Origin of the sequence: Tolumonas auensis DSM 9187 (assembly GCF_000023065.1) — a bacterium.
Taxonomy (GTDB): domain Bacteria; phylum Pseudomonadota; class Gammaproteobacteria; order Enterobacterales; family Aeromonadaceae; genus Tolumonas; species Tolumonas auensis.
This window is the reverse complement of record NC_012691.1, coordinates 1,481,553-1,504,968: the sequence shown is the minus strand read 5'-3', so window position 1 is coordinate 1,504,968 and position 23,416 is coordinate 1,481,553. Positions and strand designations below refer to the sequence as shown.

Annotated in this window: 14 protein-coding genes and 1 CRISPR repeat array; of the genes, 5 read left to right on the top strand and 9 right to left on the bottom strand. The window is 49.7% G+C overall.

Translation table 11 applies throughout. The features are described 5' to 3' along the window. Positions 1-90 precede the first annotated feature (90 nt). The 9 genes from serC to TOLA_RS16345 all read right to left on the bottom strand — a co-directional run bounded on the left by serC (position 91) and on the right by TOLA_RS16345 (position 18,393). Positions 91-1,176 (bottom strand): 3-phosphoserine/phosphohydroxythreonine transaminase, encoded by a 1,086-nt coding sequence (gene serC / locus TOLA_RS06965; protein ID WP_012729578.1) that lies wholly within the window; start codon positions 1,174-1,176, stop codon positions 91-93. A gap of 406 nt (positions 1,177-1,582) precedes the next feature. Continuing rightward, positions 1,583-7,071: direct repeats of the CRISPR family, unit length 28 nt; unit sequence TTTCTAAGCTGCCTGTGCGGCAGTGAAG. Positions 7,072-7,200: 129 nt separating this feature from the next. Beyond that, positions 7,201-7,755: a type I-F CRISPR-associated endoribonuclease Cas6/Csy4 gene (cas6f, locus tag TOLA_RS06960; protein WP_012729577.1), complete on the bottom strand. Its 555-nt coding sequence runs from the start codon at positions 7,753-7,755 to the stop codon at positions 7,201-7,203. A gap of 9 nt (positions 7,756-7,764) precedes the next feature. Then, positions 7,765-8,784 (bottom strand): type I-F CRISPR-associated protein Csy3, encoded by a 1,020-nt coding sequence (gene csy3, locus TOLA_RS06955; protein WP_012729576.1) that lies wholly within the window; start codon positions 8,782-8,784, stop codon positions 7,765-7,767. An 11-nt stretch (positions 8,785-8,795) separates the two neighbouring features. Further along, on the bottom strand, positions 8,796-9,773 hold the full coding sequence (gene csy2, locus TOLA_RS06950; protein ID WP_012729575.1) for a type I-F CRISPR-associated protein Csy2: 978 nt from the start codon (positions 9,771-9,773) through the stop codon (positions 8,796-8,798). After that, positions 9,770-11,086, bottom strand: coding sequence for a type I-F CRISPR-associated protein Csy1 (csy1, locus tag TOLA_RS06945; RefSeq protein ID WP_012729574.1), 1,317 nt, complete (start codon positions 11,084-11,086; stop codon positions 9,770-9,772). Before csy1 ends, csy2 begins: the two co-directional genes overlap by 4 nt. Before the next feature lie 229 nt (positions 11,087-11,315). Then, on the bottom strand, positions 11,316-14,624 hold the full coding sequence (cas3f, locus tag TOLA_RS06940; RefSeq protein ID WP_012729573.1) for a type I-F CRISPR-associated helicase Cas3f: 3,309 nt from the start codon (positions 14,622-14,624) through the stop codon (positions 11,316-11,318). Beyond that, complete coding sequence (cas1f, locus tag TOLA_RS06935) at positions 14,621-15,598, bottom strand: type I-F CRISPR-associated endonuclease Cas1f (RefSeq protein ID WP_012729572.1); 978 nt, start codon at positions 15,596-15,598, stop codon at positions 14,621-14,623. Before cas1f ends, cas3f begins: the two co-directional genes overlap by 4 nt. Before the next feature lie 375 nt (positions 15,599-15,973). Continuing rightward, on the bottom strand, positions 15,974-17,251 hold the full coding sequence (locus TOLA_RS06930; protein WP_012729571.1) for a hypothetical protein: 1,278 nt from the start codon (positions 17,249-17,251) through the stop codon (positions 15,974-15,976). Positions 17,252-17,532: 281 nt separating this feature from the next. Beyond that, on the bottom strand, positions 17,533-18,393 hold the full coding sequence (locus TOLA_RS16345; RefSeq protein WP_012729570.1) for a hypothetical protein: 861 nt from the start codon (positions 18,391-18,393) through the stop codon (positions 17,533-17,535). A gap of 129 nt (positions 18,394-18,522) precedes the next feature. On the opposite strand from TOLA_RS16345, the gene TOLA_RS06920 reads away from it, so the two are divergent. The 5 genes from TOLA_RS06920 to TOLA_RS06900 are packed head-to-tail and all read left to right on the top strand — an operon-like array spanning position 18,523 to position 23,415. Continuing rightward, positions 18,523-19,548: an efflux RND transporter periplasmic adaptor subunit gene (locus TOLA_RS06920; RefSeq protein WP_012729569.1), complete on the top strand. Its 1,026-nt coding sequence runs from the start codon at positions 18,523-18,525 to the stop codon at positions 19,546-19,548. Next, positions 19,545-20,789, top strand: coding sequence for an ABC transporter permease (locus tag TOLA_RS06915; protein WP_012729568.1), 1,245 nt, complete (start codon positions 19,545-19,547; stop codon positions 20,787-20,789). The genes TOLA_RS06920 and TOLA_RS06915 overlap by 4 nt, the downstream gene beginning before the upstream one ends. Further along, the gene (locus TOLA_RS06910; RefSeq protein WP_012729567.1) at positions 20,786-21,460 is read left to right on the top strand and encodes an ABC transporter ATP-binding protein; all 675 of its coding nucleotides are present in this window, start codon (positions 20,786-20,788) and stop codon (positions 21,458-21,460) included. Before TOLA_RS06915 ends, TOLA_RS06910 begins: the two co-directional genes overlap by 4 nt. Before the next feature lie 18 nt (positions 21,461-21,478). Beyond that, complete coding sequence (locus tag TOLA_RS06905) at positions 21,479-22,624, top strand: MlaE family ABC transporter permease (protein WP_012729566.1); 1,146 nt, start codon at positions 21,479-21,481, stop codon at positions 22,622-22,624. After that, positions 22,621-23,415, top strand: a complete 795-nt coding sequence (locus TOLA_RS06900; RefSeq protein ID WP_012729565.1) for an ABC transporter ATP-binding protein — start codon at positions 22,621-22,623, stop codon at positions 23,413-23,415. Before TOLA_RS06905 ends, TOLA_RS06900 begins: the two co-directional genes overlap by 4 nt. Position 23,416 lies beyond the last annotated feature (1 nt).

Genomic DNA, 23,416 nt, shown 5'->3' with positions numbered 1-23,416 from the left:
TAAACCGGCGTTATCCTCTTCTTTCATATTACACTGCGGCGCAGAGGAACGCCGCCTCAAATCATGTTCAATACTGAACTGATTTGCAGATTAGCCATGTTTTTTAGCAAACTCATCCATGAAGCTAACCAGCGCTTTAACACCTTCCAGCGGCATAGCGTTGTAGATACTTGCGCGCATACCACCAGCAATACGGTGGCCTTTCAGCGCCATCAGACCTGCAGCTTTTGATTCAGCCAGGAACTCTGCATCCAGTGCAGAATTTGCCAGATGGAACGGAACGTTCATGCGTGAGCGGTATTTTGGATCAACGTTATTGCTGTAGAACGGGCTGTTATCAATGTAGTTATACAGATAGTCCGCTTTTTCCTGGTTCAGCTTATCCATGGCTTCCAGACCACCGATACGTTTCAACCATTTGAATACCAGACCAGCCAGATACCATGCATAGGTTGGCGGTGTGTTAAACATGGAATCGTTATCAGCAGTCAGTTTGTAATCCAGAATAGCAGGAACATCAGCACGCGCCTGATTCAGCAGATCATCACGCACGATGGCGATACACAGGCCTGACGGGCCGATGTTTTTCTGCGCGCCAGCGTAGATGATGCCAAATTTGGAAATATCAATCGGACGGGACAGAATAGTAGAAGACAGATCAGCTACCAGAGGGATATCGCCGGTATCCGGCAGATCGAACATTTCGATCCCTTCGATAGTTTCGTTCGGGCAGTAATGTACATAGGCAGCATCGGCACGGAACTGCGGTTTTTCAACCACGGTAAAATGACCCTGCGCATCTTTCGTAACGCCTTCCACAGCAACGGCATCAGCATATTTATGTGCTTCAGTCAGTGCGGCTTTTGACCATACACCAGAGATCAGGTAATCCGCTTTCTTGTTCTCGCCACCCAGCAGGTTCATTGGTACAGCAGCGAACTGACCACGACCACCGCCATGCATGAACAATACTTTATAGTTATCCGGAATGTTCAGCAGATCGCGCAGATCCTGTTCTGCTTCGGCTGCCAGCGCCATATATTCTTTGCCACGGTGGGACAGTTCCATAACAGAAACACCTAAACCCGCAAAATCAATGAATTCGCGTTGTGCCTGTTGCATCACTTCCACCGGCAACATAGCCGGGCCTGCACAGAAATTGTACACTTTCTTCATATGTCCTTATACCTCAGCGTTTTATAGCTAAATAATAAAGTGGAACTGTCGGCCTTTTGCAATGTGTAGCGGAATACCGGGAAACGAAGAAAAAAGCCGGGCAGATTTGATCTGGATCTCATCATACAACATTGCACCGGCTGGGACGGAGTGGTTTTTTTACTAAATATTCGGCGAGCTGGTCTCGCTGATTTTCGGGATATGAAATAACCGGAATCGCTTTAATCGGGTTGTTTTGTGTTCTGAAATGCAGGATTTATCGTTGTAGCTCCTCCTGATGTATCTGATGTGTTTCTCATCTTAGTAGTAACAGATACCGACGAAAGACCGCTTGGTTCCTATTATTTTTTAAATTTACCTGTGCGGCAGTGAACGCCACAACTCCATCACAACAATGCGGGCGTCTTTTCTAAGCTGCCTGTGCGGCAGTGAACTCGCGAACATTGCCCCACACAATTTCAAGGAATTTCTAAGCTGCCTGTGCGGCAGTGAACCCAAACAGATTTGACCCCGCTGTTGACATACCTTTCTAAGCTGCCTGTGCGGCAGTGAACCATCGTCCGTTTTTGTGAATGGACGGCAGCTGTTTCTAAGCTGCCTGTGCGGCAGTGAACTAACGTTATAGACTCATTAAGAGCATTAATAATTTCTAAGCTGCCTGTGCGGCAGTGAACAACTTTCCGCCAGTGTATTTCTCGGCATTAATTTTCTAAGCTGCCTGTGCGGCAGTGAACGCACTCGGTATTGGCTCTTTTTGATAAACAAATTTCTAAGCTGCCTGTGCGGCAGTGAACCGCAAAGAAATAATCCATAATACCTATCAAATTTTCTAAGCTGCCTGTGCGGCAGTGAACAATGGTTGACTAAACTAGACGTCGCAGATAACTTTCTAAGCTGCCTGTGCGGCAGTGAAGGGCATTAGTGCCGTATTCGCGTTTGCGGCCACTTTCTAAGCTGCCTGTGCGGCAGTGAAGTCAACGTATATCGTGACCCTGCTGGTTACGGTTTTCTAAGCTGCCTGTGCGGCAGTGAAGTCATTCAGCTGGCAGAGCAGGAGCTAATTACTTTTCTAAGCTGCCTGTGCGGCAGTGAAGACGAAAAATCGGGATGATATTCATCACGCTTGTTTCTAAGCTGCCTGTGCGGCAGTGAAGTTTCTTTGATGCAGGTCAAAAAATGGGACGCATTTCTAAGCTGCCTGTGCGGCAGTGAAGAATATGAGATTGACGGTGATTTGGAGATTTCCTTTCTAAGCTGCCTGTGCGGCAGTGAAGTGCCCCCATACCGCGCAAGCCCGCAGGGATTGTTTCTAAGCTGCCTGTGCGGCAGTGAAGGCGATATTACTGCCGCACCCAGATCGCCCGATTTTCTAAGCTGCCTGTGCGGCAGTGAAGCTGGTGAAATTCGCCATCACGGCGGATTCCTTTTTCTAAGCTGCCTGTGCGGCAGTGAAGTAGTGCGAGATCGTCCGGTTGTCGTACCAATTTTTCTAAGCTGCCTGTGCGGCAGTGAAGAAAGCACCTCATGGCCAGGTGAAATCGCAGATTTTCTAAGCTGCCTGTGCGGCAGTGAAGAATCCAGCCCGGGCGCACAGAGAGCGTGTACTTTTCTAAGCTGCCTGTGCGGCAGTGAAGCGGTTCTGCCAGGCTAATCGATAATTGCAGCGTTTCTAAGCTGCCTGTGCGGCAGTGAAGGCGGACGCCGTGGTGATAATCTGTTGCCATGTTTTCTAAGCTGCCTGTGCGGCAGTGAAGAAAGAAAGGGCGAGCAATGCCCAGCGTGTTTTTTTCTAAGCTGCCTGTGCGGCAGTGAAGGAAACACAGATCCAACTTAACGCTCAGTTTGCTTTCTAAGCTGCCTGTGCGGCAGTGAAGTCGGAGATACATAATATTGCGCAAGCGGATTGTTTCTAAGCTGCCTGTGCGGCAGTGAAGGCTATTCTTGAATATTTATCTTATTCATTTATTTTCTAAGCTGCCTGTGCGGCAGTGAAGGTTTCCTTGGATTTTATGGCTACTGCCGGGCTTTTCTAAGCTGCCTGTGCGGCAGTGAAGACCAGCTGCCATGTCCCCACCGGGCGATATCATTTCTAAGCTGCCTGTGCGGCAGTGAAGGCGCTTTCGGGCTGGAATGCGTTTCACCAGTTTTTCTAAGCTGCCTGTGCGGCAGTGAAGTCGTAATATTCGAGATTTACAGGCCATGCCTTTTTCTAAGCTGCCTGTGCGGCAGTGAAGATTTCTGCGTGCCAATTCCCACGCGCTCGGCCTTTCTAAGCTGCCTGTGCGGCAGTGAAGCTATTTATTTGTTTTGTTGCATTAGCAGCAGCTTTCTAAGCTGCCTGTGCGGCAGTGAAGAGATAAGACAGTGATTGACGTGGGGCTTCCATTTTTCTAAGCTGCCTGTGCGGCAGTGAAGGTCGAATTAGATCCTGATAAAATGCGCACATTTTTCTAAGCTGCCTGTGCGGCAGTGAAGACGATCGCTCCAGACAACGCATCAATACCGCTTTTCTAAGCTGCCTGTGCGGCAGTGAAGGATTTCGGCAGTGTAGTAGTTAGCTGCCAGCTTTTCTAAGCTGCCTGTGCGGCAGTGAAGTGGCTTTGCTGGCGTTCTTTGTGCACGCTGCGTTTCTAAGCTGCCTGTGCGGCAGTGAAGCTCGTAACCGGTACACAACAATTTGTTCTTCTTTTCTAAGCTGCCTGTGCGGCAGTGAAGGACAACCTGACTGTGGGTGGTTCCCTCTACCTTTTCTAAGCTGCCTGTGCGGCAGTGAAGTGCACGCTGCGGGCGTGGGTTCCAGCTTTTATTTTCTAAGCTGCCTGTGCGGCAGTGAAGCGTTCCTGGACGAAGACAGCACACCAATCACTTTTCTAAGCTGCCTGTGCGGCAGTGAAGTGACACCTGGTTGTGTCTCTGTTGTTTGCAAATTTCTAAGCTGCCTGTGCGGCAGTGAAGTAGTAGTTAGCTGCCAGCTGGTTACCGTCATTTTTCTAAGCTGCCTGTGCGGCAGTGAAGCTACGTCTAGCACGTCGAGCGGTAGTTTCCCATTTCTAAGCTGCCTGTGCGGCAGTGAAGTTCACATGATCGGCATCGAGCGTGAAATCAAATTTCTAAGCTGCCTGTGCGGCAGTGAAGCTAGTTTTGAGCGCGGAGCCAGCCGCCCAGCATTTCTAAGCTGCCTGTGCGGCAGTGAAGAAACCTGTTCGCATTGTTCACCTGGTTGCACATTTCTAAGCTGCCTGTGCGGCAGTGAAGCTGCAATGATGTGGTCAATAAGTGATGCAGGCTTTCTAAGCTGCCTGTGCGGCAGTGAAGCGGATATGGCTCGCTACCAACCGTTGCAAGCATTTCTAAGCTGCCTGTGCGGCAGTGAAGTCTTGATGCCATGGCACAGCTCAATCACTTTCTTTCTAAGCTGCCTGTGCGGCAGTGAAGCATGCGTTCCATGTCGCCATCCCTGCCCCGCTTTTCTAAGCTGCCTGTGCGGCAGTGAAGTAAAGGCAGGATCTCATGCGTTTACCGCAATATTTCTAAGCTGCCTGTGCGGCAGTGAAGGTCACTGGAGAACTATTTGCAGTTTAACGCCATTTCTAAGCTGCCTGTGCGGCAGTGAAGGCAGCAAGCATACCGGCTGGCGACACTGTAATTTTCTAAGCTGCCTGTGCGGCAGTGAAGGGCTATTGGTGAAATTATTGTACGCCTGAACCTTTCTAAGCTGCCTGTGCGGCAGTGAAGTTCGTCATACAGCATCACTTCGATATGCCGCCTTTCTAAGCTGCCTGTGCGGCAGTGAAGTGTGGTGCGAAAAAATCCCGTTTCTCCGGTGTTTTCTAAGCTGCCTGTGCGGCAGTGAAGATCCACGCGTAGAAGCGGCGGATCATCGGCTTTTTCTAAGCTGCCTGTGCGGCAGTGAAGACACCGGAAGCAATGCAAGCGCACCAGATCTTTTTCTAAGCTGCCTGTGCGGCAGTGAAGGTCGGCATTCCCATCATGCCTGCCATCATGAATTTCTAAGCTGCCTGTGCGGCAGTGAAGCATCTGATACGCCATGCTGATCAGCACCGCTTTTTCTAAGCTGCCTGTGCGGCAGTGAAGTCACGACTGACACCAGCGTGCTGCTCAGCTCCTTTCTAAGCTGCCTGTGCGGCAGTGAAGGCGCCTATTTTTAGCAGTAGACGTTTTCGGTATTTCTAAGCTGCCTGTGCGGCAGTGAAGCCTTTTTGTGGTTATCGTGGTTCTCAGCCTTCTTTCTAAGCTGCCTGTGCGGCAGTGAAGGACTGTGCCTTTCAGCTCTGGGTACGTGTTACTTTCTAAGCTGCCTGTGCGGCAGTGAAGTTACCTCATCCAGTATGCGTAGTTGCCCCGTTTTTCTAAGCTGCCTGTGCGGCAGTGAAGCCAGCACATCAGCGGCGGTGTAGCTGGCTGACTTTCTAAGCTGCCTGTGCGGCAGTGAAGTATTCCTCCGCGAAGCGCCACATCACCGCGAATTTCTAAGCTGCCTGTGCGGCAGTGAAGTCTAGCACTAAAATCAGTCGATGAACGCGCCATTTCTAAGCTGCCTGTGCGGCAGTGAAGGAGGATTGGATCGCCGCCACCTGATCGCCAAATTTCTAAGCTGCCTGTGCGGCAGTGAAGATTTACAGTATCTAAGCCATTGGCGGCAGTCTTTTCTAAGCTGCCTGTGCGGCAGTGAAGTGTTCTTGCTCAAAACAGGTCAGATTGACATATTTCTAAGCTGCCTGTGCGGCAGTGAAGTTTCATTCGCTCAAGCATCTTGCGCGCTTGCTTTTCTAAGCTGCCTGTGCGGCAGTGAAGTCGGTAATCTGCCGATACCTGGTAATGCGCCATTTCTAAGCTGCCTGTGCGGCAGTGAAGAGCGGAGCTGAAATAGCACAAGGCGCGTACCATTTCTAAGCTGCCTGTGCGGCAGTGAAGAAACCGCGATGATTGACCTGCACCGGGCGGCATTTCTAAGCTGCCTGTGCGGCAGTGAAGTTAGTGCGTTTGCTATGTCGGTCGCGCCATCGTTTCTAAGCTGCCTGTGCGGCAGTGAAGGAAATGCCTGTGACGCCATTCACGCCTACGTTTTTCTAAGCTGCCTGTGCGGCAGTGAAGTCCGGCGCTCCGGCGTGCTCCAGTTCGTCGACTTTCTAAGCTGCCTGTGCGGCAGTGAAGTTCCACGCGGCATCGGCCTTTTGGCGCTTCATTTTCTAAGCTGCCTGTGCGGCAGTGAAGCGGAAGTCTTACAACATAACGCTATCTGTAAATTTCTAAGCTGCCTGTGCGGCAGTGAAGGGTATCTGCTAGAGGGGAAGGAAAAACCGTCTTTTCTAAGCTGCCTGTGCGGCAGTGAAGGCAGGGTGTGGAAATACTGACGCGATTGATTTTTTCTAAGCTGCCTGTGCGGCAGTGAAGATACAGAATGACTGCCATCTGTTAAACAGCCATTTCTAAGCTGCCTGTGCGGCAGTGAAGGAGTGCGGAAGCCTGTCACGATTCAGGTTTTCTTTCTAAGCTGCCTGTGCGGCAGTGAAGGGATTCTCAAGCTACGGCAGTTCATGTGAGCTTTTCTAAGCTGCCTGTGCGGCAGTGAAGAGCGCATGAATGCGTACAACTGGGATAATGGATTTCTAAGCTGCCTGTGCGGCAGTGAAGGCATCCTAGTCGACTATCCATCAGTGGAAGATTTTCTAAGCTGCCTGTGCGGCAGTGAAGCAACAAGCCCAAAATTCAAAGAATGGTTTCAATTTCTAAGCTGCCTGTGCGGCAGTGAAGATCTTTTTCTAGCTTAATGGCTTCTAATAATATTTCTAAGCTGCCTGTGCGGCAGTGAAGTCATGATCTCTCTCATATCGGTTGGTCTGGCTTTTCTAAGCTGCCTGTGCGGCAGTGAAGCGTAACAATTTAAATCTAATATACTGATTGTGAAAGAGCTTTTATTATTTTCCAGCTACTTCCCTATTTTTACGCATAACGCCAACCTATTAATTATTAATGGGTTGGCGTTGGCAGCAAGAAAAAGGGTCAGAACCAAGGGATCGTGGCTATAGAGCTGAGACCATAGGCATTAAAATAGCCAGAGACCGGAACGGCCAACACAGGACCATGCTCCACATACACTCGCATCATCTGACCATTGGAACGACTTTTCAGTTGCACAAACGGTAAATGAAGTTCTTTTTGCTGGGTATCTGGGATTCGGATCTGTGCTTCTGACTCAGTAAGCCAGCCTTTCGCAATAGATCGCTGCCTTTTATTATGCGCACTCTTAGCTTGCACCCTTTTAACAGCCCGATAACTGACCGTTGCAGGGATCGGCAAAACCTCACTGCACTGGGTGTAACCTTTAAGCCCCTGTAGCCAGTCATCGGCCATCAGCGCCTGTAGATCCGTGCGTTGACCATGCAGGCGCAGCAGATCACCTAATCGTTTGTGATGGTCAGGAAAACTTACACCTACCCGCCCCTGTGCCTGCTGCCCTAACCGTACATGCAGTTTGGCGAACAATGCATTGAGCAGAAAGCTCTCGCTCACTTCAGGTTCTTCCGGCAGTAGCCGGATATCAAGATAGTGATCCATGGCGATTCCTTAATCAGCTGCACCAAACACACCACCACGGATCAGGGTGGCAATCACATAATGTTGTTGCTCAACACTTGGCAGCTGATCTTTCAACATCCAGCCATCCAACAGAGTATAAAAATCCATTTTTGCTTTAGGCTGACGATAAGCAGTACCACGACTGGTTACCGAGCCATAAGGCTCAACAGCAATCGGACATTCCGCATCTGGATACCAAGTGTCTATTGTGCGCAGAGCATTGCCAATCTTTTGCGAGTGCATTGCGGCTACGCTGCCCACCTGATAGAGATATTTGCTTTTTGTGCTGTCGCGACCACCGTCCAACACCAACTCCTGAGAAGGGAATACCTCTTGCCCTACCCCTAGCCGGACAAAAGCGTCAACTTGTAATAAGACAAAACTATCCCCTAATAGTCCTTGGCGGATCACTTCGGCAAGAGCTGCTGAATCCCCTTGAGGTTTAGTAAACTGGCGTAAGTTGAATGCCAGGGCATCAAAACTCCAACTGGTTTTGATCTTTTGATCAACCAGATGATTAACCTTCACTGTGACTGCTTCTGCCCCAACACGGTTGCGCCACAAGAAACGACCATTAGCCAGATTTTCAGCATAGCGGGCAGCCAATTCATGGAACTGTTGCTCATGGATATAAGCGCCCACTTTTTCACTCAGAATTGCCTGATAGTCCTGATCATTACAGGCGGAAGGTGTCACCAGATCACCAAGCACTCGTAAGGTGAAGCTAACTTTTAACGTATCCGCATCGAATGGCAAAGCAGCTACATCCACTCGTTGCAAATTCGGTTTCTGAATTTCAGCATCCAACTTAGCTGGATCGCTGGCAACTGCATTTTTCAGACGATTGGAAATGGTTCCCCGCACATCTTTGCTCTGAATCGCTATGGGTTGCCACGCATTCTTATTCTCCAATTCAGACCAGTTGCCGGCATAAAGCAAGGCATCGGAATTGGCCAGTTTACGTTCAAATGCCAGTACAGAAGCAGTCTTAATGTCATTTTTAGCCATGATATTATCCCTCAATAGTTCTCTTCGCTGTTTTCAAACTCTTCATTGACCACACTGGTATAACCGTTATGACAAAGGTAAAGCCCATCGCTATAGTGGTAGCGCCAGATAATTTGTTCTAATGATTGAACCCTATGTGGGCTTAGCCATTGACCTATGCTATAAGCCGATTCGACAAAGCAAAACGGGGTATCAGAATCTCGGCTGTTGGCAACTGCACCAGTGCCATATAAAGGTGAAATTGCTTGATAGCCCACAACCATAGGCACCAAATAACCCGACTCTGGTTTGGGCTGCATAACCCAATTGGCATGGCCACTGGCATCTGCACGCTCACTTCGATAGCGCAAAGCAACAAAATCCAGCCAACTATCAATAAGTTGAGCATCCGATGACTCAGCCAGACATTTCTGATGGTGAGCTAACAGCAACTCATGCCGGCCAATCAAAGCAAAACCAGGCAACAGTCGCATCATCAAACGACGAACCTGCTTGTGCTGTTCCTCACTATCTTGTTTAAGCTCCAACCAACTCACATGGCCCACAGAAGTAATGGTGCCACCAGCCAAGCGCAGACAAGGTACCTTTTGGGAAAACCAATCAGTCAACATAGTTACATCTTGCTCGGGTTGGCCTGAACCAAAAGGTAAATCATCAGCATCAAACTCGCACTCAATCATCAGACTAATCTGCAAGTGCATACGTCCCTCTTCATTAAATGAGGCGGTATTAGCCTCTTTAGTTAGCGGGTTACGCGTCAACGCAAACACAAAATCACCTCGGCCGCCGGGTTGATAAGCCTGCAATTGATGATGATGACAAACCACAGCACAACCACCAAGCCGTAGATTATGAGCTTGCATCAGTTGGCGTGACAGAGCATGTGTAAATCCGAGAAAATGGCTGATGCCAGGAAACCCATAGGTCAATCCACTAATGGCATTTGCGTTTTCCACATTGATCTGACGTAACAACAGCAAAGACTTCATGCCAGCACCTCCAGATCACCTTTCAACAATTTGAGTTCGCGTTCCACTAACTTGCGCCAGATACTGTGTTCTGCATCCTTCATCTGCAATTGCTCATTCTGCAACTGTCGATTTAGCCAAGTAGCAAATTGCTCACCAACACCTTGCTGCCAGTCATTACGCAGCCGAACCTCGACAAATTCTTTATCGTCACGAGCCGGATCGAGCCAATGCGCTAAAGTAATACTTAGTGATGTATTAAGACTCCAGCCTGCGACTTGTGATTGTATTCGCGCAGCTAGCTGATGCAGTTCCGATACCAAGTCTGCGACTAGTTCAGCTCGTCGGTCACGGATAGATAATGTACTTTCTTTATCCACCACGAAAAGTAGATAGCTTTTCAATTCACGTATTTTCGGGTACACCAATCGTCCATATTGACGCCAGAATGCCTGATCATCGGCAGGTGGTTTATCCTGAGATTTCCAGCGTGGCGGTTGGCTATTTAACAGATAAGCTTTCCCATGACGGCCACTATTCAAAAGAGAAACATTTTGTGGTTTAGTACCACCGAAAGTCTGTACTGCCAGATTTGGGAAATCGATTACATCTGTTTCGTGCGGCTCTCTGTTCTTGCGAGCAACTCTGGCAGTTTTTGCTTCCTCACCAAAACGTTGGCCCTCAATGCGCTCATGCTGAGCCTGAGCTAAGGATGATGCAAACAGGGGACTAATCAGATGGTAGCTGTCTCCCCCCACAGGAAAATAGATCTGTTTAGCGAGTTTATGCGAACTGAGAGCACCACTTTCCAACGCTTGTCTGAAACCTGCCAACCATTCTGCCAGTTGCATCTCATCACGAGCGAAAGGACTTAGTGGCGATGCATCCCCTCGCCTCAAAACGTCAACTAACTGCTCTCCATTGACCTCCAGCAATAACAGGTTAGCAACATCTAATGCAGCGGCATTGCCCACAACATCGATATTCAACGCTGATAGGGAAGCCGTGCAAAGATACTCTCCTGTAGCCAGCGTTACATCTGCCAGTACGCCAGAGCCTTTAGCATCACCATTTGTGTATTTTGGGGCATGAGTCACCAAAGTAATTTGCTTGGCCCGTTTAGCCGCATCATCCAGCCAATTAGCCGGAAGATATCTTTCAACCTCAGACCTTAACAAATCAGCTTGCTTCTGCTCCCAAGCCATTAACGCTAACTGATCGTTAGCCAGTGTCTTACGTTCTTTTTCCGCCTCTTTAGCTCGCGTCTCCAGACGACTGGTGCGCCGCGATGATATGTAGTCATCTATCGCCGACGATAAGCTTATTGTATCCATCCCGAACCTCTCTTAAGCGAAGCCTGCTTGATTATCATTAAACAAAAATTAGCCAAGAAACCACAAAAGATCAACCTATAAAGCGTGAGTATTAATAATAAATATTATGTTAGGATTTTAGAGACGGCTCGACTAAAATCCTAATGCTGCTGTACAGGCAGCTCAGAAATATAATGCGTGAGCATTTATTGACTCATTTGCTACCGAACAGGTAGTTGTATGACACGCTCTAATACAGCGTGTCATACACTCCAAACCAAGGGTTGTAATGCCAGAGTTTGATGTCATTATCGTTACGCACTCGCAGCCGTAATTCGGTATAACGCTGACTGACCCAAGCCACATCGCGCTCCAGCCGTTCAGCTAATTCGGCAATCAAAGCTTCTACATCATTGTCCAGCCAAGGCTGAATACCCATAGTCGGAGTGAATTCCATGTGGGCAAAAACAGATTTATCAACTAGAGATAATTCGCCGTGGTCACTCTGACGATAAAAGATGGGGTTATCACCTTCATCTTCCTGATAAAGAACAAAGGATTCATCAGGTTCTGATTTTCGGAATCGAGTTCGCCGTTGCAGCTCAGCACACCAGTGAGGATCTTCTTGCCACCACTGTGTGGCATGACAGGAAAAATCCTTATGACCAAACAACCACGCCACAAGATGAGCATGTTCCAATGCTACCAAATTCATTTTTGGATCCATTTTTTCAGGGTGAACAATGCGAGGGTTAGCAGTGATAGTCTGGTACTGCTCAGGTAACAAAATCGTTTGCAAATCCTGATTGGATAATTGAAATGCTTTGTTGCCTGAAGATTCAAATCCCGGTTGCAGATAAGCAGGGGATTTACCGGTGAGAGCCTTGATATTCTTATTCAGGATCAAAAGATTTGCCGTGCCAGGTACTCGTTTACGATGGCGTTGAATACGCCCGGCTAACTGGATCAGCGAGCGCATAGAGCTTGGCTCTGCTATGGCCCAGTCATAATCATGGTCACGCCCTACTTCTGCGACAGCCGAAGCAATCACAATAAAGATATGGTGAGTTTCTGGCTGTTCTAAGGCTGTTTTCACCTCAGGTAATTCCCACAACGCTTCGGGATTATGGCGCGTTAATGCCTTATCCAGGCGAGCCTCCATTCTTGATCGCACCAACATTGGATGCTGACTGTGATAAATACAAAAATGGATTCGTGTGTCCACAGGTGGTGCCATAGCTAATAGCTGCTGACTAACAGCCACCAGTGGATTGATATTAGCCATACGAATAAGGCCAATCGAAATACACTTGCCGCTTGCCTCATGACACTGATGATGGGCTTGGTGCAATAGAACCATCCCTTGATGAAGGGCTTCAGCAACTCCAGTCACCACCTCAATTGGTTTGGTACCCGAAACGGACACCGGTAACAAAGCACCTCGCCGTAAATGAGTATTAGGAGTTTTGTCTAATCGAACGATACGTTGACCGACAAAAATTTTATGAGCCTGTTTGAAATCGGCCCTTGTCAAATTCAACGACTGTTCACAACCAAATTCATCAAACCAGGCACAACAGATCGCAGCACTTACATTTGGCTCACCACAAGCACGATTGAAGTATTGTCGACCATTCTGATAAGCATCAAACAAAGCGCAAACCAAAGCCGGAGGTAAGGTGGCAGAAGACAGCAATACACGGCTTCCAAGCATTCCCGCCCAATTAACCAACCGACAGAGAGCAGGCAAATCAGCCAAATCGAAGTCATCCGGCTCATCCAGCACCAGATCTGATGTGAGCAGACGTAGCATGGGAGCTATTTGCCGACCGCCGCGAGTCCCTTCGGTTGCAGGAATCAGGTGATCTATAGTGCTAACCAGTACAGGAGCACTGATCAGTCGATGTAGCTGATCCGACTGTTTCAACCAATGGCGTAGCGGACCATCATCCAGACTTCCTTCATAACGCACATGTTGAAGTTCATCCCACAACTCGTCAGCCGACTCACTACCCGTAGAGTCAGCAGCTGCTTTTTGTTCATCCTCTTTGCGCAATTCATGCAACTGCTGCACCGACTGAGAACCAATTAGCACAGCCAAATCATCACTTTCCAGATGCAGACGTGATTGCAATGCATCACCAGTTTGCAGTGTCAGAGTGCGCAATCCCAATGCGATACTGAAACGGCAGCCCAACTTTTCATCGGACAATCCATACATTATGCGAGCATTGGCAAAGGTCTTGCCGCAGCCTGTTGACGCCATATTGACGCCGAAAAAACCCTGTTTAGTCGAAGACGCCGCCAGTGAACGAGCCAGGTCAAATGCTTTGTCCTGCCATCGGAAAATATCCGACTCGCTGCGTTGCTTAAACCCTTTGTGTCGAGTGATAGCGGGTAGATGACGTTTTAGCTGTGGCAAACGCTTGGCAAGCAACAAAGCATTCTGTCCAACGCCAATGTTGTGTTCATCCAGTTTTTGCTTGAGTTGTCGCGTTGAGCGCTCAGTATTTGCATAGGCCTGATAATCAGGCGATTGCCATTTTGCAGTAGGATTAGTTGCAGAATATGTATGATCCGCCAACATCAGCGACAAACGGGCCAGATGACTGGTAAAACGATCTTCCAGCCAATAATTGCCGGGTTGCCACAGTGAACAGTGTTTTAATGCTCGTCCGGCAATCTCACGCGCCTTGACACACCAAGTCTGGCTAGCTATCGGAGTACCATGCTGACATTGCCACACTTTTTGCCAATGTTCAGTTTTCCAGTCATCATTGAAGCATTGGGGGGATATCCAACTGGCATTAAAACGAGAGCATTCAGAAATATGCAATTTTTCTATGTTCGGTGCCTGTAGTTGTGAATCCGGACGTTCAATAAATTCTGGCAACCTGTGGTGAGAGACGATCAGCCAGCCAACAACTTGTGCCAGCGGCGGTAGATCAGCAAAAGGATTGCCACCTAGAGTTTGAGGTGCATCCTGATAATGCCGCAAAGCATCAAGCAAGCTCACATCACGAGCTGGCGTCACAGTTGCCAGTTCTGTAAGCCAATCTTGATCGCTTCGACCATCAACAAACGCCTGAAATAGTCGTAATGACACCCACTCATGACGATAGGGCTCAGACCAAAGTGAGCCTATACCTTGCAGCTTCTGCTGAAACAACAGATTAGCCTTGCCAAAATCGTGAAACAGTCCAGAAATCCCAGCTAGTAACGCCATCGCTTCAGCTGTATGCCAGCAGTCTTCATCCTGAGCTTTTAGGATATTGTACTCAGTACTGTTAGTTGGCACCGAGCCTTGCTCATTAAAGCAACTAAGATTGCCAACTATCCACAGTAACTCACTCTTACCTCCGGTTTTAAGCCAATGGCATGCGACCGCCGTATTACGTCGCGCACTCTTGCGTAACAACCTACGCAAGGTGTTAAGCCCCTCCTGTGTGATAGCAGTCTGCCAAGTCCGTTCACCTTTGCGTTCGGCAAATTGATCAAGAATTCTTCTTGTTTCCACCAAAGCTTTCTTGCTGCATTCGGACACCAACAGAATATTCATTTCCCTGCCTCACTGAGGGTCTCCGCCACCTCTTTGATAGCATCAATCATCCTATCCAATGCCTCACCCTGCTGAAAACCAGTGATAATCCGCTGTCGAAACTCTTGTTCATCATCTCCGGCCATTGCAGCAATAAAGGCCTGTGGCAACACCAAGGCATCCTTGATAAGGTCTGCCACATCAAACACCAATCCCCCTCGCCGAGTCTTGCCATGCAAAACCGACAGGCCATGAGGTAACCCAATCACCCAACAAGCAGTTGCAGCCAATCCATAAGCAAGGTAATTACCATGGTCTAAAAAGCGATTAGCCATATCAACCCCACTTCCACCTTTTGCTCTGGTAAAATCGCCAAACTTAACAGCATTAGCGGCCAGCTTATAAAGCGCTTTGGTCATGATGGCCTCTTGAGCCAGCACATCATTACTGGTTTGGCAGCTAGTCAACCGTGCACTGAAACTATCGAGTACCCCTATTAGCTGAACTTCGCTGATACTAAAACTGGACTCACGTTGCATTCTGGCAGACAACCAAAACCGGCGAATTTGATCAATACGGATTTTTTGAAAGGCGATCGCAGCTTCTAACCGTTTATCATCACGAAACCAGAAGCTAACCCAATGCTGCAAATACTCAGTTGGGCGATATTCACTCTGAGAATTAAGCCAGGAAACATCGACTTCTACTTCATTAGCTGAAAAGAGTGGTGTGCCACCGCCACCACAAAAACCAACAAGCACTCCAGCCTTTGAAAACTCACGCATGGCTGCTTGTGTGATTGATGTTCCTGTACCTAATAAGACTGCTGTTGTATTAGCGATGGGAATATTCCAATACAGTGATTTTTTCCCCTCTTCAGTGACATACTCAACCCTGCCACCATTAACTAATACCCGGCAATACTCCAAATAATATAAGTTTGCTCTTTTTGAATGCAGAATCGTTTTAAGCTCAGAAGGTGAAAAATCTTCCATATTTTTATATCCGGTAATTTTTAATTAATTATCCATAATCACTAGCCCAACCGCAGAACCTGCAATTTTATGTCTCATATTTCCTCAATCCTTTTCGCGGGGATTGGATCATGATTTTCCGTAACGCCAAATGCTCCAGACAACGAGCTAACGATGGTGGTATGCAGGAGGTAATTAAGAGCTGGTGAAGCTGAAATGCACGGTATAGCTGTTCCATCAGCTGACCCTAATTCAGGAACCGGATGAACACTATAGACACGTTTTATGAGAGATTTATTTGAAGCACATCAGAAAATATGTGATCTGCAATAAAAAATCCGGGACCAACTTAACGCTGAGCCCCGGATTGGTTTGTCTCTGGTGACAGGTTATTTATTACCGTCTGCCGCCACCGCCTTTAGTGGACAGCGGGATGTCAATGTAGACCAGACCACCTTCATCACCAAGCGCGGAGTCACCTTTGGCGATGATGCTCGGAGCGAAATTCTCACCGACATTCACAAGCTGGGTGCCACCAAGAGGGCCGAACATGGTTGCCAACTGCGTTGAACACTGTGGTCCTTCGGCGTCGTTACCGTCCAGCACAAAGGTCAGACGATAGGTCCCTGTGGCAGCGCTCTTGGCGTTCCAGTTGTAGCCATACACGATGCTGCCGCCCGAGGTGATTTCGACTGACCAGGGACTGGTAGTCGAATAAGTGGCGACGTTGACCAGCGGTGTTCCCACACCTTCGCCGGCCCACTGCCCGGTGGTCTTATCCCAGGTTGGCGTGCCGCCGATCTTCTGGATCACCAGACGTGCGCATTGGGAGTATACCAGCGCGTGGATCGGGATAGGGGTACCCTCAGGAGTTGTTGCTAGTCTCACGGTAGTCGGGTCAATCAGAACTTGCGTGCCTGTAAGCAAACTGGCGTCAGGACCGGGACCGAAGTCGGTGCCCTGCATCTCGTTGCCGGACTGTTCAGTGCCGGGCACTGCCCCGCTCATGCCCAGAGCTGCGAAGCAACCGATGCTGGTCTGGCCCACTTCCTTAGGCACGGTGCATGGCATCGGAATGCCGTCGGTCCAATCGGCCACCAGATATGGGCTCAGAGGGCTACCGGTCGACGGCACGTTCTGCAACAAGTTGAACTCAACACGGATCTGCCGCGTAGCAAGCGACGGGGTGGATTCCAGCAGGTCACCAACATCAACCGCACTCACAACCAGCGGTGTACCGGTGTTATTACCGACGGTCAGCGCTTTCCAGAAGTTCTGTGTACGTTTTTGCAGCCACCAGACCTTGGTAGGCTCGTCGAACTGGATCGCTCCTGTCTCTGATATAACGGTGACATGGCGCCCGTAGTAGCACAGGAAGTTAGGCGGTACCGGCTCACCAGCTGTCACGCCTGACTCGCCGATGCACTCCGTTTCCGGGGTGGTGATCGGGGCGAATCGCCAGAGACCATCCGCAGGGAATGGGCCAATGTTGTCTGACAAGATCACCGGGAAAGACAAGTTGTTGGAGCCCGTTTCAGTGGCTGGAGGTTCGCCGCCACCGCCGCCGCCTCCACCGCCAGGGCTGCCCTTCGCAGCATAGGCGCCGGCACTTATGCCAATAAATAACGCTGCAACTACGATTTGCCAGAGTTTATTCAATTTGAATGCGTTCATATAGCGTTCCTTTTCATGAATGTAATCACGAGGGTCAGGAAACGGATTACCCAGGCGCTTATGTCCCGTAGCGTCTGACGCAACACCATTGAGACCATGAAGAGTCTCCTCTTTTAACTATAGACAAATCACCAAACTTCTGATAAGAGGAAAAATTATTTTGAACGATAGTGTGCGGTGTGTAACAGTAGTGCCTATGTCAGAAAACAGGTGATCTGCAATAAAAAAATCCGGAGCCAACTTAACGCTGAGCCCCGGATTGGTTTATATCTGGTGACAGGTTATTTACCGCCGCCGCCACCACTATTTCCACTTCCACCGCCGCTATTTCCGCCGCCGCTGCTACTGCCGCTGCTTCCCTGACCAGAACTTGAGCCAGAGCTAGAAGAGCCAGAACCGGAGCTGGAACCAGATCCGGTGCCACCGCCCATCCCCATTCCCATGCCTTTACCCATGCCCTGACCGTTCATCATCGGCATGTCTGACAACGTAACGCCCTGGGCCTTAGCACGTTCAAGCATTTGTTCCCGGTGTTGCAGACGGATCTGCTGACGTTCTTCGTCAGTTGTCGCATTCTGCATCTGAGTGCGGAACTGCAGCCGTTCTTCCATCGTCATCATCTGTCCACCAAAAACAACTTCGTCACCCGGAGTTATCGCTGGCGGGTCAGACAAGGTGACGCCTTGAGCCTTGGCGCGTTCAAGCATCTGTTCCCGGTGCTGAAGACGGATTTGCTGACGTTCTTCATCAGTTGTCGCATTCTGCATTTGAGTGCGGAACCGCATCTGTTCTTCATTTGTCATCATCCGGCCACCAAACACAGGTTGTTCACCAGGAGCAACCGCAGGTGGTTCAGGTAAGGTGATGCCTTGAGCTTTAGCACGTTCAAGCATTTGTTCCCGATGCTGAAGACGGATCTGCTGACGTTCTTCGTCTGTTGTAGCGGCTTGCATCTGAGTACGGAAAGTTGCCCGTTCTTGCTCAGTCATCAGTTGGTAACCATAAATAGGTTCTTTATCTGCAGCAGCAACAACCGGCGTTTCAGGCTTAGCCGGTGGTATTGGTTTGTCGGCGGCTATACTCAAAGCCGGCAGCAATAACAAACCGAGCAATGCAGATTTTTTAAACAAATCAGATCGCATGTGAACCTCCAATGTTTCATTGATAGCAGTTCATTTGCTATCAGGGATTATCTTAATAAGTATAGGTCACTCTGTCCGGAACGAGACTATCTATACTTAGCTTAAAGCGGAATAAATCAGGAGCTGGATGTGCTGACCGGGCGAAAGGCGTTTCTCATTTTTCTGTTACTGGTGGCAACTGTTGCGGGTGTTATTTATTTCCGGCTGCCGCTCAGCGTGAACGTGGCGCATCCTTCCCGCGGGCAGGTCGTGGAAGCCGTTTATGCGACCGGTACGGTTGAGGCTGATCCGCCGATTCATGTGGCAACAGAACGGGCAGCACGGTTGACGGCCTTACTGGCCGATGAGGGGATGCAGGTTAAAACCGGTCAGGTGCTGGCTAAGTTTGATGATGCAGAGCTGCAGGCGACGCTGCGGGAAATGCAGATCCGCCAGCGTAATGCAGAAAATAATCTTTCCCGGGTGGGAAAGTTATATCAGCGACGCATGGTCAGTGCAGAGCTGTTGGATCAGGCCCGTACAGAAGCGGAAGCCGCACGGGAAGTGACACAGCGGACATTGGTACAAATGAACGCGCTGACGCTGATAAGCCCGGTGGATGGTGAGATCATCAAACGCGATGGTGAAGTCGGTAATTATATGCCTGCCAATCAGGTGGTTTTTTCCCTGAGAAAATCAGCAACGCAATTACGTCTGACAGCGGATGTGGATGAAGAAGACATCCCCCGAGTCAAACCGGCACAACGCGTGCTGATTACTGCAGATGCATTTCCGGGCAAAGTATTTGAAGGCATCATCCGGGAAATCACGCCTGAAGGCGATTCGGTCACCCGCAGTTACCGGGTGCGGATCAGCCTGTCTGACGATGTGCCGTTTTTCATTGGGATGACGGCTGAAAGCAATATCCTTATATCCCAACGGGATAACGCTTTGTTAGTGCCGAATTTAAGCATCATGGATAATGCCGTCTGGCTGGTTAAAGATGGCAAAGCACTCCGGCAACCGGTAATAACCGGTGTAAAAAATGCGGATAAAACAGAAATTACAGAGGGCATAACCGATCAGGATTCGATAATTATTGAACCGCCAGAGAAGTTAAAAGCCGGACAAGCCGTGCGTGAGGTATGGTCCGGGCCGCCGGACAAATCATCATGAATCTGGCCACATCCATTGCCCTCAGCCATCTGATGTCGCGTCGCCGGCAAACCATCGTTTCTGTGCTGGGCATTTCGCTGGGTGTCGCCTTCTTTCTGGCTATTTCCGGGTTAATGCGCGGTTCTGAACAGGATTTCATACAACGTTTAGTCGACAATTCCCCGCACATCACTGTGTACGATGAATATCGTCATCCCCGCTTACAGCCGGTTGAAATTGTTTATCCGGATTCCGTTTATGAATTACACGGCATCCAGCCACGCACTGAAATCAAAGGCATTCGGCAGTATAAAGAAAAACTGGCGCGGATTGCCCTGCGGACTGATTTACAGATCGCACCGGTTTTACAGGGGCAAGTGATCCTTTCTTATGCCGGTATGACGCGGGGTGCAACCATTTCCGGCGTTGAACCTGAGCTGATGAAAAATGTCAGTTCCCTGACGAAATATTTCATTAACGGCTCACTCGAAAGTCTGTCGGCTAATCCGAATGGCGTCATTATCGGTGCCGGGCTGGCTGAAAAATTCCAGCTGCAGATGGGCGATAAACTGACCATTACCTCGTCATCAGGTTCAGTACGTTTAATGAAAATTGTCGCTGTATTCCGGACCGGAACCTCCAACTACGATGATCGTCAGATTTATGCATTGCTGAACCGGGTACAAAATCTGCTGGAACAGCCGAATATTGCCAACATGTTGATTATCCGGCTGAACGATCCGGCTCTGGCACCCACCGTCGCGCATCAGATTGAACAGGATCTGGGCTATAAAACGCAATCCTGGCAGGAAGCCAGTGAAGATCTGATGAGTATGGTGTTGATCCGGAATCTCATCATGTACAGCGTAGTCAGTGCGATCCTGCTCGTTGCTTCATTTGGTATTTATAACGTTATTTCGACTGTAGTACTGGAGAAAACCAAAGACATCGCCATTCTGAAGTCGATCGGCTTTGATGCGGGTGATATTGAGCGTATTTTTCTGATTGAGGGAACACTCCTGGGCCTGTTTGGCAGCCTGTTGGGTACGAGCCTTGGCTTGTCACTGATGTATGGCCTTAGCCGTATTTCTTTCAAAAGTCCGTTTTACACCGCTGAGGCTTATATGCCGGTTTACTGGGGCGCCGATCAACTGCTGCTGGCCATCGCTTTTGCCATGTTGTCCGCCTTGTTTGCTGCCTGGTTGCCCGCGCGTAAAGGCGGACGGGTCAGACCGGTCGATATTCTGCGGGGTGCCGAATGAACAGCATTCTGCGCGCAGAAAAACTAACCCGGATTTTGCCCGGTGAAGTGCCGGTGACGCTGGTACAGGATATTGATCTTGCGATCGGACAAAGTGAGTTTGTCGCGATCATGGGCCCGTCAGGTTCGGGGAAATCATCGCTGCTGTATCTGCTCGGTTTGCTCGATTCCCCCACTTCAGGAAAATTATGGCTGGAAGATGAGGAAACCAGCCGGTTTAGTGATAGCCAGCTGGCACGGATCCGGCTGCAACGAATTGGCTTTGTTTTTCAGTTTCACTTTCTGCTGGCTGAGTTCTCGTCGCTGGAAAATGTCATGCTGCCGATGCGAAAACTGGGTCTGCTTTCCGAGTCACAGGCAAGGGAAAAAGCAGGCATGCTGCTGGATAGTTTAGATATGCGGGAACATAAACATAAGCTCCCGAGCCAGCTTTCCGGAGGACAACGACAGCGTGTGGCAGTAGCCCGTGCATTAGCCAATGACCCGGTGCTGATTCTTGCCGATGAACCCACCGGTGCGCTGGATACCAAATCCAGTGCCAATGTCCGCGACATACTGCATGACCTTTCCCATAATCAGAAATGTGCCATTGTAGCTGTGACGCATGATCCAGAGTTTGCCCTGGCGGCTGACCGGCAGATCCATCTGATTGACGGGCACCTGGTGCCCTGATCACGGAGGAAACAGCGAATGACCGCTCAGAATTCACCCGGCACACTGTCTTTGCAACAAGAAAGCGGACACGTATTGCTGCGGATCAGCGGTGACTGGACGCTTACACATTATGTGATGTTAAAACGTCAGATCACCTCTGTGCAGGAACAGATGATCGCGGATACCCCGATCCTCTGGGATGACCTGGGCTCGCTGGATACCGCAGGTGCGGCCCTGCTGGTTGAACTGCTCGGTCAGGTCCGCTTATCTCTTCTCACGACACAAGACTCAGGTTTGTCTGCTGAACGGCTGGCGTTACTGCACAGCGTGGCTGCAGCTCTTAAAGAAAGCACTAATATCGAAAAACAGCCGAAAGAGTCCGCGATTAGCGAGATGCTGGCACATATCGGTCAGGTTGTGATCCATCTCGGTCAGCAGCAAATTGCACTTCTCGGCTTTATCGGGCTGACGATCGAAACGTTAGTCCGATCGCTGATCCATCCCCGTCGCTGGCGGATCACCTCGCTGGCAGCCCATATCGAACAGACCGGGCTGAATGCGATCCCCATCATTGCACTGCTGACATTTCTGGTCGGCGCCGTCGTCGCCTTCCTCGGAACAACAGTGTTATCCGATTTCGGCGCCAGTATCTACACGGTGGATCTGGTCGCTTTTGCCTTCCTGAGAGAATTCGGGGTGTTGCTGACCGCAATACTGATGGCTGGTCGCACCGCCAGTGCCTTTACTGCCCAGATCGGCTCAATGAAAGCCAATGAAGAAATAGATGCGATACGTGCGCTGGGATTAAACCCGATTGAATTGCTGGTATTACCTCGTGTGCTGGCCATGTTGATCAGTCTTCCGATCCTTACTTTTATTGCCATGGCTTGCGGCATGATCGGGGGTGCCGTGGTTTGCTTTCTGGAACTGGATATCACCCCACGGCTGTTTTTGACCATTCTGCAGCGCGATATCGATATCAGTCATTTTTTCGTCGGGATCGGTAAAGCCCCGCTGTTTGCTTTTATCGTGGCGGTCATTGGCTGTCTGGAAGGTTTCAAAGTCGGCGGTAGCGCACAATCGGTCGGTGAACATACGATTTCCAGCGTTGTACAATCCATTTTCATGGTGATCCTGCTGGATGCACTCGCTGCACTTTTCTTTATGGAGATGAGCTGGTGACCGGAACAGAACAAACCATTATCAGCGTACGCGGGCTGGTTAACCGCTTCGGCAGTCAGACCGTACATGAGAACCTGGATCTGGACATTCGCCGCGGTGAAATTATTGCGGTGGTCGGCGGTTCAGGTTCGGGTAAATCCGTGCTGCTGCGCAGTATCGTCGGTCTGCATAAACCGAATGCCGGCGATATTCTGGTATTTGGTGAACATATAAATACGCTGTCATCCATACAGCGATCACAACTGGAACAGCGCTTTGGTATTTTATTCCAGCGTGGCGCACTGTTTACGTCTCTCACTGTGTTAGAAAATACAGCACTGCCACTGATTGAACACGCCGGACTGCATCGTGCCGATGCGGAATATCTGGCCCGGATGAAACTGTCATTGGTCGGACTCCCCGCCAACGCCAGCGAAAAATATCCGGATGAACTTTCCGGCGGCATGATCAAACGCGCAGCACTGGCCCGTGCGCTGGCGTTAGACCCGGAAGTACTTTTTCTTGATGAGCCCACGGCCGGGCTTGATCCGATTGCGGCGGCGGCTTTTGATCAGCTGACCCTCACATTACGCGATGCGCTGGGGTTAAGTGTCTTTCTGGTTACCCACGATCTCGATACGCTTTACAGCATCTGCGATCGGGTTGCGGTGCTGGCACACAAGCATGTGCTGATAACGGATAACCCGGAAGTTGTCGCGGATGCTGATGATCCGTGGATCCGCGAGTATTTCCATGGCCCCCGGGGCCGGGCTGCGCAACAGGCTGCAGAGAAATTGAAGGAGGAATGCTGAG

Coding starts and splice junctions, on each gene's coding strand:
- TOLA_RS06930 (WP_012729571.1), bottom strand. CDS start 17,251: ATGAACGCATTCAAATTGAATAAACTCTGGCAAATCGTAGTTGCAGCG.
- cas1f (WP_012729572.1), bottom strand. CDS start 15,598: ATGGAAGATTTTTCACCTTCTGAGCTTAAAACGATTCTGCATTCAAAA.
- TOLA_RS06910 (WP_012729567.1), top strand. CDS start 20,786: ATGAACAGCATTCTGCGCGCAGAAAAACTAACCCGGATTTTGCCCGGT.
- TOLA_RS06915 (WP_012729568.1), top strand. CDS start 19,545: ATGAATCTGGCCACATCCATTGCCCTCAGCCATCTGATGTCGCGTCGC.
- cas3f (WP_012729573.1), bottom strand. CDS start 14,624: ATGAATATTCTGTTGGTGTCCGAATGCAGCAAGAAAGCTTTGGTGGAA.
- csy2 (WP_012729575.1), bottom strand. CDS start 9,773: ATGAAGTCTTTGCTGTTGTTACGTCAGATCAATGTGGAAAACGCAAAT.
- serC (WP_012729578.1), bottom strand. CDS start 1,176: ATGAAGAAAGTGTACAATTTCTGTGCAGGCCCGGCTATGTTGCCGGTG.
- csy3 (WP_012729576.1), bottom strand. CDS start 8,784: ATGGCTAAAAATGACATTAAGACTGCTTCTGTACTGGCATTTGAACGT.
- TOLA_RS16345 (WP_012729570.1), bottom strand. CDS start 18,393: ATGCGATCTGATTTGTTTAAAAAATCTGCATTGCTCGGTTTGTTATTG.
- csy1 (WP_012729574.1), bottom strand. CDS start 11,086: ATGGATACAATAAGCTTATCGTCGGCGATAGATGACTACATATCATCG.
- cas6f (WP_012729577.1), bottom strand. CDS start 7,755: ATGGATCACTATCTTGATATCCGGCTACTGCCGGAAGAACCTGAAGTG.
- TOLA_RS06905 (WP_012729566.1), top strand. CDS start 21,479: ATGACCGCTCAGAATTCACCCGGCACACTGTCTTTGCAACAAGAAAGC.